Raw genomic sequence first — 11,819 nt, 5'->3', positions numbered from 1 at the left:
TCGCTCGCGGCCGGCGCGCCGGACGCATGCCGCGCAGCCAGATGCCCGGCATGGCTGTTCTCCTTCCATTCCCCTCTCGTCGTCATGGACAGCTCCACGCCGTCACGGAAAGCTTCGTTACGTTGTTCCATCCTCAGCATCCTTCCCGTCCCCCGCGGCCGGACTTGCCTGCCCGCGGGACGTTATCCTACCTTCATATTCTGCCGGCTCTCCGCAGGTTCAAACCGTCCGGCTCCGGCAGCGTTCAACATGACGATTCATTATACCAGTCCGGGCGGCCCGTTCACCACTCCTTCCAAAGATAACCTTCTGCCGGCGACCGCAATTAAGGTTTCAACGGACGTGCAGACGTTTATAAAATCAACAACAACCACTTGAAGGAGATGAACGGATATGGCAAACGAAACAACGGCAAAAAGCGGCGGAATGACAAAGGGACTTCTGATCGGCGGCGCGATCGGCGCGGCGGCGGCACTGCTGTTCGCACCGAAGGCAGGCAAGGAGCTCCGCTCCGATCTCGCCCGCAAATCCTCGGATGCGGCTGAATACGCCAAGCGTCAGGGAGCCATGCTCTCCGAGCAGGCGAAGGGCGTCGCAAGCACGGCGGGCGAGAAGGCTTCCGCCCTCACCTCCAAGGTTCAGGAGCTGGCCGCCAAGGCCAAGGATGCGGCGCTGATCCAGCAGGATGCCATCAAGGAAACGGCGGCGACCGCGATCGCGGAAACGAAGGATGCCGTGGCGGACGTGAAGGACCATGCGCAGAAGGTCGCTTCGGAGACGACCCGGCATATGGACAACATCAAGAGCGAAGCTTCCGACAACCACGACAAGGCGATGAAGGACACCCCTTCCATCACCAAATCCAACTCCAGCTTCAACAACTAAGGAGGGCGATGGCCATGAGCGGAGGCACCCGGGAGGAATTCCCCCAGCCTGACGGCCAGGCCGGCAGCAAGCACCGGGATATCGAGGATGCGCGCAACGGCTCCATGGTTCAGGACGAGCAGGATATGAAGCGGCTCGGCAAGGACATGGAAAGGATGCGCACCAATTCCGAGCTCGAAGAGGATGGGCTCGTTCCCGATCCGGCCCAGGACTGACCCCCCCAAGCAGCGGCGCTGTCCATCATCGGACGGCGCCGCTTTTTGGCGTATCCTCATGAATTCAGCGTAATCGTTCATAATAAGGCGGGAGGTGCACCGCCATGAAAGACCATCACGCTGGAACCCTGTATTGGCCTCATACGCTTGCTGCCGTTCCTTCCTACTCCGCCCTTGAAGGCCATGCGAAGGTGAAGGCCGCTATTATCGGGGGGGGGCATGTCCGGCGCGCTGTGCGCGCTTCTCTTTGCGAGGAGCGGCATCTCATGCTGCGTGCTGGAAAGGGATACCGTCGCCGGGGCAAGCAGTGCGGCCAATACCGGCCTGCTGCAGTTTTCCAACGACATCATGCTCTGCCGCCTGATGGAGCAGATCGGCAAGCAGGATGCGGTACGCTTTTACCGCGCATGCAAGGAATCGGTGGAGCGCCTCGCCCAGGTGGCAGGATCGCTTCCGGCGGACACCGGCTTCCGCCGCCGCAGCAGCCTCTACCTCGCTTCCACGGAGGAGGACCTTGCGGGCGTGCAGGAGGAGTATAAAGCCTTGCATGAAGCCGGATTTCCCGTCGATTACTGGAGTGCCGAGGATATCCGGTCCCGCTTCCCGTTTTCCGGTCCGGGAGCGGTCGTGACCCGGGGCGATGCGGAAGTGAACCCTTTCCGCCTGGTTCATGCCCTTGCCGCGGAAGCGGCGGCGAACGGAGCGGCCGTCTATGAAGGAACCGAGGTGGCGCGGCATGCGACCGGCACCGATGGAGTCCACCGGCTGGAGACGGCAGGCGGCTCGATCGTCGAGGCCGAGCATGTCGTCTATGCCGTCGGCTACGAGCCCGAAGAGCTGAGGGGAAAGCTCCTCAAAGCGGAGATCAACCGCTCCTTTGCCGGAGTCACGCCGGTGCAGTCATCGTTCGCAGACTGGCACGAGCGCATGATGATCTGGGAGACGGCCCGTCCTTACCTCTACGTCCGTACGACTCCCGAGGGGAGAGTGGTCATCGGCGGCCTGGACGAGCCGACGGCCGTTCCTGTCCATGACGGGCAGGAGCGCCTGCGCCGGATGGACAAGCTGTCCCGCAGCCTCGCCTCCATGTTCCCCATGCTGGACAGCACGCTCGAATACGGATGGAGCGCGGCGTTCGGAGAGTCGCTGGACAATCTCCCCTTCATCGGCCGCGATCCTGCCTGGAGGAACGTCTACTACTGCCTTGGCTACGGGGGCAACGGAACCGTACACAGCATGTTGGGGGCATCCATTCTCCGCGATTTCATCCTCGGCTTCGAGCATCCGCTGGCCAGCCTTGTCGCCCTCGACCGTCCGGGGAGAATATGACGTAAAAAACCTCCTTTGCCCGTGGAACGGACAAAGGAGGTTTTTTTAACGTTCTTTTTTTTATTGCTGCGAGCTTGCTGCCGGAGTCTGGGCGGAGCCCGCAGGCTTCGCGGGACTGTCCGGTGTCGAGGTGACCTCGACATGCGGCTGTGTCTTGCGGATGAAGAACGCCAGCACGAGCGCGGCTGCGGATATCCAGGTCGCCACCAGGAAGGCCAGGTTGATGCCGTGGATCGTCGCTTCCTGGGTGATATGCAGGACGGCTTTGGCGTTCGCGGCGTCCTTCGGATCAAGTCCTGCGGCGGTGATCATCTCGGCGCCCTTGCTCTTCGCGCTGCTGCTCATGATCGACACGAGCAGCGCCGTGCCGAGAGCGCCGGCAACGGTCCTCAAGGTATTGGACATCGCCGTTCCGTATGCGATCATCCGCCTTGGGAGCTGGTTCAGGCCCGCGGTCATGATCGGCATCATGAGCATGGACATGCCGAACATCCGGGCGGTATACAGCCAGATCAGATGCGTATAGCTCATGTTGTCGGTCAGCCTGCTGAATTCGAACGTCGTCACGACCGTGATGGCAAGGCCGGTGACCGCGAGCCAGCGGGCTCCGACTTTATCGAAGATGATGCCGGTGACCGGACTCATAATGCCCATGAGGATCGCGCCGGGAAGCAGCAGCAGACCGGCCTTCATCGGCGTGAAGCCCAGAATCTTCTGCAGGTACAGAGGAAGCAGGATCATCGCGGCGTACATGGCCATCGTCACGAGAATGTTGATGATGGTCGTCAGCGTGTACATATCGAATTTGAAGACGCGGAACTCCAGGATCGGGTTCTTGATGACGAGCTGCCGCCATACGAGCAGCACGAGGCTGACGCCCCCGATGATGAGCATCCAGAGGACGAGCTGGCTGTCCCAGCCTTTCGTGCCGGCTTCGCTGAAGCCGTACAGAAGGCCGCCGAAGCCGGTGGTCGACAGGACGACGCCCCAGTAATCAAGAACGGGCTTGGACTGCGGCAGCACGTTGCGCATGCGGAAAATGCCGAGAACGAGCGAGACAAGTGCGATCGGCAGGACGATGTAGAAGAGCACCGGCCAGCTGTAATGCTGGATGACCCATCCCGACAGCGTCGGGCCGACGGCCGGCGCGAAAATCATGGCGATGCCCATCATGCCCATCGCCTGGCCCCTCTTCTCGACCGGGAAGATCGTCAGGAACACGACGTTCATGAGCGGCATGAGGATGCCGGCGCCGGCGGCCTGGATCAAGCGGCCCGTCAGCAGGACCGGGAACCCTCCCGCGACGGCGCAGACGACGGTGCCGATGCAGAACAGAACCATCGATAAAATAAACAGCAGCCTCGTTGAAAAACGGGCGACCAAATAAGCGCTCAGCGGAACAAGGATGCCGTTGACGAGCATGAAGCCCGTCGTGAGCCACTGGGCCGTGTTCGTCGTGATGTTCAAATCCTCGGACATTTGGGGCAGGGCGACATTGATCAGCGTCTGGTTGAGCAGCGACACGAAAGCTCCTATAATCAATGCAGCTACCAGAGGAGCTCTTTTGAATCCGGCTGCTCCTCCCGCAGCGGTTGGACTTGCGGTACTCATACGGTTTTCACCACTCTCGCTTTCTCTCTATACCCAGGCGTTAGGGCCCGGAAATTAACTCATTGAATTAAATTTTACTTCTAAAACGTTTGGAGCGTCAAACCGGCTGAGCCGCCGCCTACCGGACTATTGTCCGCAAAAGAGGCCTCCTGCTTCCGTTTAGGCTCGTTTTTGACCCCGTACAGCATCTGTAGGGCTGTTTCTTCTATATAAATGCGATTCGGCTGCAACGCAAAAAAGCCGCCCGCAGGCGGCCGCATGGCAAGGCATTCCTTAGGTCAGAATCGTCGTGGCGCCATTGGAACGGAAGATCGCCTCGGCTCCGGCCAGCGTATCCTGGGAAGGACCATCGGCCTCGTAGACGCTGTCCGACCCGTCCTCGCGATCGGCGATCAATACGATTCCGCCTTCCGCAACGGCGTCCCTCGCCTTTTCGGCCAGGCTCTCGCTGAGCCCAAGCTCCTTGAAGATCGACTCGAACGGCGTATCTCCGCCGATGACATCGTCGGCAAGCACGTATCCGCCGGCAAAAAACGGCGCTCCGCCGCTGGAAATGGTATTGCCGCCGAACGGCGCGGCGCCGACGACAAAGCCCGTTCGATCCAGCGGGTAAGCTCCCGAGTCGTTGCGGCGGGCTTCCTTGATGTCCTGGAGCTCGTCGGCATGGACGTCGGTGTCGGATTCGATGAAGCGGATCGAGTCGCGGTCCCGTCCGAGAACCTTGATCTCATCCGGCGCGAATCCTCCGCTCCGGAGCGCCTGAACCGCCTTGACGGCATTTTCCTGATTGTCGAAAACAGCAATCGTCTTGCTCATTCTGACTTCCTCCTTCAATTCAAAATTGTAGGGCCGATTCTCACTATTCCCCCGCGGTGTCCGCCCCATGCGGACCGCGCGGAGCCATGGCGCATACCGGATCAGAACATGGGGATGATATAGCGGATCAGGAAGTACAGCACTCCGAAGAAGATGATGATGTAAGCGGCGTATTTGATGAATGTGGCCGCTACCATGCTGGAGTCCGACTTATGCTCGACATGCCGTTCTTCGACTTGTACGTTGCGGTTATCCATATGCGGTTCCTCCCTTCGCTTGCGATTTCGCTTAGGGTTCATTACCCATGCCTCTGGAAGGAAAAACTGCCGCTGGAAAGAATATATTTATGGATAAACCGGTTCAAAAGCTGTTTCAGATGTCCACGGACAGGTTATTTATGCTGTATGAGCATTTAATGAAATCATTTTGTTATGACACTTAATCAGGAGAGGGATCTATGAACCAGAACGAGAAGTTCCAACTGCGCACCGAAACTCAGGAAGGACGCTGCATCGTCTACCTGAGCGGAGAGCTTGACCTTGACTCCGCGTCCCAGCTCAGAGCCGCCATGGCTCCCCTTATGGAGCTGACCGACCGCGAGCTCATCCTTAACCTGAGTGACCTTAAATATATTGACAGTACGGGAATCGGCATCTTCGTCTCCGTGCTCAAAGCCCGTCATGCCAAGAACGCCCCCTTCGAGGTCGAAGCCATCCCTCCGGGTATCCGCAAGCTGTTCGATATGACCGGCATCACTCCTTTTTTGACCAAATCCTAAGAATTCCGCCTGCGCCGAGAAAGGACCGAAAAAAGATATGAATTCTGCAGAAGAGAAAATTGTTCTACGCCTCCCGGCGAGATCCGAATATTTGGATCTGATTCGTCTTACCTTGTACGGAGTCGCGACCAAAGTCGGCTTCACGTATGAAGAAATCGAAGATATGAAGGTCGCCGTATCCGAAGCCTGCAACAACGCTGTGCTCTATGCATATGCGGGGCACGCGGATTCGGACGGAGCCGGTGAAATGGAGATCCGTTTCGTCCGCACCCCCGATGCGCTGTCGATCATCGTCAAGGACGAAGGAGCCAGCTTCGACGCCGCTTCCGTCGCTCAAAAAGCGGAGCCTCTGCATGGCAAGTCCATCCATGACATTCAGGCGGGAGGACTCGGTCTCTACCTGATGCAGGCGCTTATGGATGAGGTCGAAGTGCGCAGCGAGATCGGGACGGAGGTCGTTCTTACCAAACGTCTGGTAAAAAGTGGGGAATTGGCATGACCATGAACCCGGCTAGCCAATCGCCGCAAGCGGGCACGGCCTTGATTTTGGAATATCAAAGCAATCCCAACAACGATACGGCTACGCTGCTTATCACCCATTACGAACCGATGGTCAAGATGGCAGCCGGCAAAATCGCGCGGAATCGGCCCGATCTATACGAAGACTTGTATCAGGTAGGCCAGATGGCCCTGCTTCGATTGTTCGCCCAGTTCGACGCTTCGATGGGAGTCCAGTTCGAGCCCTATGCGATGAAAAGCATCATCGGCCATATGAAGAACTACCTGAGGGACAAATCCTGGTATATTCAGGTTCCGCGGCGGATCAAGGAAAAAGGGATTGCCGTCCAGCAGGCTATCGACGAGCTGACCATACGCCTCGAGCGGTCTCCCCGGGTAGAAGAGATTGCGGAGCGGATGGAGCTTACGACCGAGGAAACGCTGGAAATACTCGGCGGCCGCGACTTGTATCATTATATTTCGCTCGATACGCCGATATCGGAGGACGAGAGCACGACGACGCTCGGCGAGCTGATCGGCTCCCAGGCGGACGACTTCGATTCCGTCGACAAGAAGATGGACCTGCAGGCTGCTCTCCAGCAGTTGAAGCCGGAGGAGCAGCAGGTGCTTATGCTCGCGTTCGAGGAAGGCATTCCGCAGCGTCTCATCGCCGATCGGCTAGGCGTCTCCCAGATGAGCATCTCGCGCATACAGAGGAGAGCCATCGACAAGCTCAAACGGCTCCTGTCGGAAGACGGACAAGCCTATGATGAAGCCTGATTCGGCGCCTCTTGCCCTCCTATCGTCTTTCACTGGCCGCATCCGGCTTGCCGGATGCGGTTTTTTCATCTTGCCCGGAGTCCGGTTGTAAGCAGCACCTCTTCGGGGTATGATGTTGAAGATCGATTCATCATGGAAGGAGGCGCGCCGATGATTCACCGCAAGCTCCGTTATGCGGCAGGCTGGGAATGGCATATCATTCAAGAGCAGCGGGATTCCGCAGCCCCGGGAAGCACGGATGAAGCACCTCCTCCCCCTCTCGGAAGCCGCAAGTCGCGAACCCCGGCGCCTCCTCCCGGCCCGTCGGATCAAGTGGAGGCTGCGGCCGAGGAAGGCCGCGCCGAGCAGACGTCCAGGCTGTGCGGAGAGCTTCCTTTTTGCAGCTCATGGATTCGGGAAGCCTCGGAGCGCCGCCACAATCTCGTCTCGTACACGGAGGAAGGCGGCGGCGTCTCCATTCTCTCCGGCACGCTGATGATCCAGCTGTCGGAGCAAGGACGCGACACCCGCCCTCTCCACTTCTGGCTGCAGGAATCGCGCCTCGTCACCTGGCATGAGGATCTGCGGCTGCCGCTGCGGCTGCAGACATCCGCCTGGTCCGAATCGATGGAACGCTGCGCCACCGCTCCCGAAGGCTTCGCCGTTCTGCTGAGCGCCGCCCTTGAGGTGTTCCACAGCGGCCTCGACGAATTCGAGCGGCGGCTGACCGGACTCGAGAATGCGGTGCATAACCGCAACCGGACCGCCTTGCTGCCCGTCATCTTCGAGCGGCGCCATGACCTGCTTCACTGGAATCATCTCTTCCTCCCCGTCCGCGAAGTGCATGACGCCGCCAAGGAAGCGTTCATGGATGGTATCGTGCAGTCGGCCTCCTTCCAGCGGCTCAGCTACAAGCTGGAGCGGATCGACTCGCTGCTGACCCATTACACGTCGGAGATGGACACGCTGATCGCCATGGACGACGCGATCGCGAACTTCCGCGGCAACGACATCATGAAGACGCTGACCATCTTCACCGCCCTGTTCGTTCCGTCCACCATCGCCGGAACCTTGTGGGGCGTGAACTTCCATCATCTGCCGGGCCGAAATTCCGAATGGGGCTTCATCATCATGTGCGTTGCCGTCGTTGCCGTTACTTGCGCTCTCTATGCCTGGCTGTGGCACAAAGGCTGGACCGGCGATCTGCTCACCGACCGGCCGTCGACTCCTTCCGGCGATTCCTCGGCTTCGGCTTCTCCGAATTCCAGATCGGCCGCACGGGCTCCCGAGCGCCGTCAACGCCGCAAGTTCCGGAAATCGCCTTCCGCGGGCGGTCGCAGCCGGCGGCCTTATCCGGGGTCTCCATCCGAAGAAGAATAAACCTCTTTGCGCGATGCAAAGCGTTTATTCTTTTTTTGATTCCCGGTGAACGTTTCAACGCCGGCAGGCGACAAATATACTAACGGCCGACAACAAACAAGCCGAGGCGGGCCAAAAACGCCGGCGGGTCAGGATGGAGCGAAGATGACAGATTCAAGCAAGCTTGCTGCGGACATTTCTATGGGCAGCCGGGAAGCTCTCGCACGCAAGGGCAGCCCGGAAGCGCTGGCTTCGCTGCTTCACGAGCATTATCCCTTTTTGAAAAAGTACTTGATCAAGCTTACGCTGAGCCTTCCTCATGCCGAGGATTTGGCTCAGGAAACGGCGATCCGAGCCATTGAAGGGATCAGAAGCTACCGGTCGGAAGCAAAATTCACAACCTGGCTGCTGCAGATAGCGACTCATGCGTTTCTCGACGACAGGCGCAAGCAGGACCGGAGAAGCCGCTGGCTGAGGGCGTACCGGGACTCCGAACGGCTGCGCCTGCAGCAAGCCTGTCCCGGCTTGTCCATCGAGCTGCTGGAGGCGCTGGAGGCGCTGTCGGTGGAACATCGAGCCGCCGTGCTGCTCAAGCATTATTACGGCTATTCGTACGAAGAAATCGGAACGATGTCAGGCGTATCGCCGGGGACGGCCAAGTCGCGCGTCCATCACGGTCTGGCCCGCCTGCGGAAGGAGCTGGATGCCCATGAAGGAATGGGATGAGAAGGAATCGGCGAACGGCATGGAAATGGATGTCGAAGCGAGACTTGTCCGCGAGCTGCGGCAGCTGGACCGGGAGGTGCCGGATGAAGGGAGCCCCGGCCTGAGCGAGCTGGAGGGGCTTGTACGAACCGTCCAGGCGAGACAGCGCCAGGCTTTGCTTCGCGATCTCCTCCTCTTTTGGGGCGTCGCCGCGCTCGTGCTCGGGGTTGTATTCTGCGCAGCCGCGTTCGCGCTCGTTCCTTATCTCGCGGCCCAGCTTCTCGTTACCGTCGGAGCGGCTGCCGCGTGCGCGCTCAAGCTTGCTTCCGGAAGAAAGGCTGCCGCCCATGAGCAGGAATAACCCTTCCATCAGCGATGTGCCGATCTATGTCTGGATCCTCGTCTTCACCTTGCTGCTGGCCCAGAGCACCTGGCTGTTCATCGATGCGGGGCGCCGGGGACGCAGCCGCTGGTTTTGGGGCATCTGGGGCCTTCTTCATTTCCCTACCCCCCTTCTCGTCTACTATGTCTGGTACAAATGGATCAAGAAGCGCTGAATCGGATGCAAAAAGGCTGCAAGCTCGTCATCCCCGGATGACAGGCGTGCAGCCTTTCTCATTTGATTCGCTGGACAGGAGCCTCTTCAGCTGATCTGAATCCGGACCAGACAGCAGTCATCGGGCCGTTCCAGTCCTTCTTCTCCGCCCACCAGCTCCTGCAGGGATCCGGTATGGCGCACCGTGCCGGCCAAATGATCCAGCAGCGTATCCAGCCGGCTCTCTTCCGGGCCGGTGACGAGCTCGAGCAGGCCGTCGGTGAACAGCAGCAGCTGATCGCCCGGCTGCAGCTTCAGGACATGCTTGGTAAAGGAGACGTCCTCGAACATTCCGACCGCCATGCCGCCGCCGGACAGCCTCTCCTGCGGAAGGGCGGCATCACAGCGGACCAGAATGCCCGGCGGGTGGCCCGCATTGACATACTCGACGGTGCCGCTGGCCAGGTCCACGACCAGATAGAGAGCCGTGAAGTAATACTGGATGAGCTGATCGGCGAACTGCAGCTGCAGCGCCCGCCGGTTGAGCTCCTCCATGACGCGGACCGGCTCCACTCTCGTCACCATCGCGTCCCGCAGGACGGAAGCGATGAACATGCAGACGAGAGAAGAAGAGATCCCGTGGCCCATCGCATCGATGACGGCGATGCCGTAGCGGTTCTCATCGATCCGGTTCCAGGCATAGAGGTCGCCGGAGAGCTCCTCGGACGGCTGATAGAGCGCGTCGATCCGGATGCCGCTTTCCTCCAGGCGGGCGGGCAGTGCGGCCGACTGCACTTCCTTCGCGAGCTGAAGCTCCTCGCGGATGCGCCTGTCGCGCTCCTTATGCCAATCCTTCTCCTGCTTGAGCCGCAGCGCCACGCGGATTCGGGCGAGCAGCTCGATCCGGTTGATCGGCTTGGTGACGTAGTCGATCGCACCGGCATCGAGCGCCTCGGCCAGCTTCTTGGAGTCACCCATGGCCGTCACCATGATGACAGGAATATCCCTAAGCCGCTCTGATGCCTGAATGGCCAGACATGCCGCAATGCCGTCGATGCGGGGCATCATCATATCCAGAAGGATCAGATCGACGCCAGGATCAGGCGCTCCTTCGCGCATCTCTTCCCCATTCTCGGACAAGCCGAGAATCGAGAACAGCTCCATGCCCGAGGAGGCTGCCCGGATATCCCTGTATCCGGCCCGCTTGAGCATTTCCTGAACGACCGTTATATTCATCGCGTTGTCGTCTACTACTACTATGCGCATGTTAATGTAATCTCCCCGGAAATCATGGCAAAAACAGAAGGAAGATTTGTCCCTCTGCCGCCTTTTTTCTGTCCTAATGGTAGCCCATGTAGCCGATAAAGTCCAGCCAGCGGAAGCCTTCCGCCGGCTGGCCGCTTGCTTACGCCTTGCTCTTGCCTGCACGAAGCAGGCGCGCCGCCTGAATGCCTACATCCAGCCAGCCTACCCATGCCGGAGAGGAAGAAGCTTCCTCCGCAAGAACGGGAACCTTGGACGGGCGTTCTCCCGTCGCCGGCGTACCGGACCGCAGCGGGACCGCCGTTCCGGCATAAGCGGCAGCCGCGCCGCTAAAAGATTTCTCGGATGCAGCCGCCGCGCTTGCCGCGCCTTCTTCCAGCTGAGCATGAACGGCCGACTCATGCGCCTTGCGGCGCAGCTTGTTGGTCCAGCCGGAGGAGAACTCCCGCGCGGCCGACGCCACTTCGTGCACCGTCTTGCCGACTTCGCGAACCGAAGCCATCAACGGATCGACGGCATCGATCTGGTGGTTGACCTGATTTGTCAAATCCTTGACGCTCACGACGAGGGCATCCACATCGCCCTTCCATTCCTTGACGGCCCCTTGAACCTCGCGGATCGCTCCGCTTGCCGCTTCCAGCGAATGCTGGGCTTTGCGCAGCGTCTGAACCAAAAATCCGACGAGAACGGCGATCGAAAGGGCGATAATCAGTACGCTGATCTCCAAGATCATGCTCATTTCATTTCCTCCTTGGCGGTCATGCGACTGCCCGCTTGATTTTTACGTCTTTACCCGTCAGGCCGCCGATCCAATCAAGCCGTTTTCTTCCTCCTCCTGTCCGCGGCTGCCGGCATTCCGCCTATGCAGAAGGAGATATCCATCCCTGCGTCCTGGGCAATGTCGCGCCTCCCGCCCCTTTCTCCCGCCCTATCTCGTCATGCCCTTGTCTCTCGCAATATCTTGTCATAGATGTAGGAAAATTTAGGCATGCCCTCTGTTGTTTCGGCCCCTGCGGGCTCGGTTAATACTGCTACAACAGCGGACGGCACAGTCGTCCGGCGGGTT

15 protein-coding genes are annotated in these 11,819 nt (G+C 59.6%); 10 read left to right on the top strand and 5 right to left on the bottom strand.

The window, feature by feature from the left end; all coding sequences use genetic code 11:
• The first annotated feature begins 393 nt into the window (after positions 1-393).
• From BN871_RS26285 to BN871_RS18050, 3 genes are all read left to right on the top strand, one after another.
• Positions 394-885: a YtxH domain-containing protein gene (locus BN871_RS26285; protein ID WP_021880246.1), complete on the top strand. Its 492-nt coding sequence runs from the start codon at positions 394-396 to the stop codon at positions 883-885.
• Between the two features lie 14 nt (positions 886-899).
• The gene (locus tag BN871_RS18055) at positions 900-1,100 is read left to right on the top strand and encodes a hypothetical protein (RefSeq protein WP_021880245.1); all 201 of its coding nucleotides are present in this window, start codon (positions 900-902) and stop codon (positions 1,098-1,100) included.
• A gap of 219 nt (positions 1,101-1,319) precedes the next feature.
• Entirely contained in the window at positions 1,320-2,429 is a 1,110-nt protein-coding gene (locus BN871_RS18050; protein ID WP_232313167.1) for an FAD-binding oxidoreductase, read from the top strand.
• A 60-nt stretch (positions 2,430-2,489) separates the two neighbouring features.
• On the opposite strand, the gene BN871_RS18045 is transcribed toward BN871_RS18050, so the two are convergent.
• The 3 genes from BN871_RS18045 to BN871_RS28530 all read right to left on the bottom strand — a co-directional run bounded on the left by BN871_RS18045 (position 2,490) and on the right by BN871_RS28530 (position 5,113).
• Positions 2,490-4,040 (bottom strand): DHA2 family efflux MFS transporter permease subunit, encoded by a 1,551-nt coding sequence (locus tag BN871_RS18045; RefSeq protein WP_048748219.1) that lies wholly within the window; start codon positions 4,038-4,040, stop codon positions 2,490-2,492.
• Positions 4,041-4,313: 273 nt separating this feature from the next.
• A complete protein-coding gene (locus BN871_RS18035) occupies positions 4,314-4,856 on the bottom strand; it encodes a general stress protein (RefSeq protein WP_021880241.1) in 543 nt (180 codons plus the stop codon).
• A 101-nt stretch (positions 4,857-4,957) separates the two neighbouring features.
• Positions 4,958-5,113 carry a hypothetical protein gene (locus tag BN871_RS28530; protein WP_021880240.1) on the bottom strand — a complete coding sequence of 52 codons (156 nt, stop codon included), beginning with the start codon at positions 5,111-5,113 and terminating at the stop codon, positions 4,958-4,960.
• 200 nt (positions 5,114-5,313) lie between these two features.
• On the opposite strand from BN871_RS28530, the gene BN871_RS18030 reads away from it, so the two are divergent.
• The 7 genes from BN871_RS18030 (at position 5,314) to BN871_RS18000 (ending at position 9,512) form a co-directional block, all read left to right on the top strand.
• Entirely contained in the window at positions 5,314-5,634 is a 321-nt protein-coding gene (locus tag BN871_RS18030; protein WP_021880239.1) for an STAS domain-containing protein, read from the top strand.
• A gap of 37 nt (positions 5,635-5,671) precedes the next feature.
• Positions 5,672-6,133, top strand: coding sequence for an anti-sigma B factor RsbW (gene rsbW / locus BN871_RS18025; protein ID WP_021880238.1), 462 nt, complete (start codon positions 5,672-5,674; stop codon positions 6,131-6,133).
• Positions 6,130-6,912 (top strand): sigma-70 family RNA polymerase sigma factor, encoded by a 783-nt coding sequence (locus BN871_RS18020; RefSeq protein WP_094248204.1) that lies wholly within the window; start codon positions 6,130-6,132, stop codon positions 6,910-6,912. The genes rsbW and BN871_RS18020 overlap by 4 nt, the downstream gene beginning before the upstream one ends.
• 150 nt (positions 6,913-7,062) lie before the next feature.
• Positions 7,063-8,271 (top strand): magnesium transporter CorA family protein, encoded by a 1,209-nt coding sequence (locus BN871_RS18015; protein ID WP_048748217.1) that lies wholly within the window; start codon positions 7,063-7,065, stop codon positions 8,269-8,271.
• A 144-nt stretch (positions 8,272-8,415) separates the two neighbouring features.
• Complete coding sequence (locus tag BN871_RS18010; RefSeq protein WP_048748216.1) at positions 8,416-8,976, top strand: sigma-70 family RNA polymerase sigma factor; 561 nt, start codon at positions 8,416-8,418, stop codon at positions 8,974-8,976.
• The gene (locus tag BN871_RS18005) at positions 8,960-9,316 is read left to right on the top strand and encodes a YxlC family protein (protein WP_048748215.1); all 357 of its coding nucleotides are present in this window, start codon (positions 8,960-8,962) and stop codon (positions 9,314-9,316) included. Before BN871_RS18010 ends, BN871_RS18005 begins: the two co-directional genes overlap by 17 nt.
• On the top strand, positions 9,303-9,512 hold the full coding sequence (locus BN871_RS18000; RefSeq protein WP_048748214.1) for a hypothetical protein: 210 nt from the start codon (positions 9,303-9,305) through the stop codon (positions 9,510-9,512). The genes BN871_RS18005 and BN871_RS18000 overlap by 14 nt, the downstream gene beginning before the upstream one ends.
• 86 nt (positions 9,513-9,598) lie before the next feature.
• Here the strand turns inward: BN871_RS18000 and BN871_RS17995 are convergent, their stop codons facing one another.
• Together BN871_RS17995 and BN871_RS17990 are read right to left on the bottom strand one after the other, a co-directional pair.
• Positions 9,599-10,756 carry a PP2C family protein-serine/threonine phosphatase gene (locus tag BN871_RS17995; protein ID WP_048748213.1) on the bottom strand — a complete coding sequence of 386 codons (1,158 nt, stop codon included), beginning with the start codon at positions 10,754-10,756 and terminating at the stop codon, positions 9,599-9,601.
• Between the two features lie 139 nt (positions 10,757-10,895).
• Positions 10,896-11,492, bottom strand: coding sequence for a DUF948 domain-containing protein (locus BN871_RS17990; RefSeq protein ID WP_021880232.1), 597 nt, complete (start codon positions 11,490-11,492; stop codon positions 10,896-10,898).
• Positions 11,493-11,819: the final 327 nt, after the last annotated feature.

Source organism: Paenibacillus sp. P22, assembly GCF_000469945.2.
Taxonomy (GTDB): Bacteria; Bacillota; Bacilli; order Paenibacillales; family Paenibacillaceae; genus Paenibacillus_O; species Paenibacillus_O humicus.
Note: the sequence above shows the minus strand (reverse complement) of the source record. Positions and strands in the feature narration are given on the sequence as shown.